General features: G+C 60.7%; 1 protein-coding gene. It reads left to right on the top strand.

The features are described from left to right. On the top strand, positions 1-435 hold a 435-nt coding region (locus tag K6N12_RS33690; protein WP_485064277.1), incomplete at both ends, for an ATP dependent DNA ligase.

Raw genomic sequence — 435 nt, 5'->3', positions numbered from 1 at the left:
ACGTACGCCGGCACCTGCTTGAAGACCTTATACCGGAAGGCGGCGATCAGGCGATCCGCATTTCCGAAGAGCTAGAACTGCCAGCCGAAGACCTTCTCGAGCACGCCTGCCATCGTCATCTGGAAGGCATCGTTGCCAAGCATCGCGACCGCCCCTACCGCAGTGGCCGCACGGGCGACTGGCTGAAAATAAAATGCGTCCAGAGCGAGAGCTTCATGATCGTCGGCTATGAGCAGTCGGCATCCGCCCGTGGTGGCATCGGCAGTCTGCTGCTGGCCGGCAGACAAGGCTTCGACTGGGTTTACCTGGGGTCGGTCGGGACAGGTTTCAGTGCCAGGGATGCTGAAGAGCTGAAAAAGACGCTCGACCGATTGAAGACGAGCCGGCCGGTCATTCCCCTGAAGGGCAAACGCCTCGTCTTCGTGCAGCCAACGC

The sequence above is a fragment of the Rhizobium redzepovicii genome (assembly GCF_019793435.1).
Taxonomy (GTDB): Bacteria; Pseudomonadota; Alphaproteobacteria; order Rhizobiales; family Rhizobiaceae; genus Rhizobium; species Rhizobium redzepovicii.
Note: the sequence above shows the minus strand (reverse complement) of the source record. Positions and strands in the feature narration are given on the sequence as shown.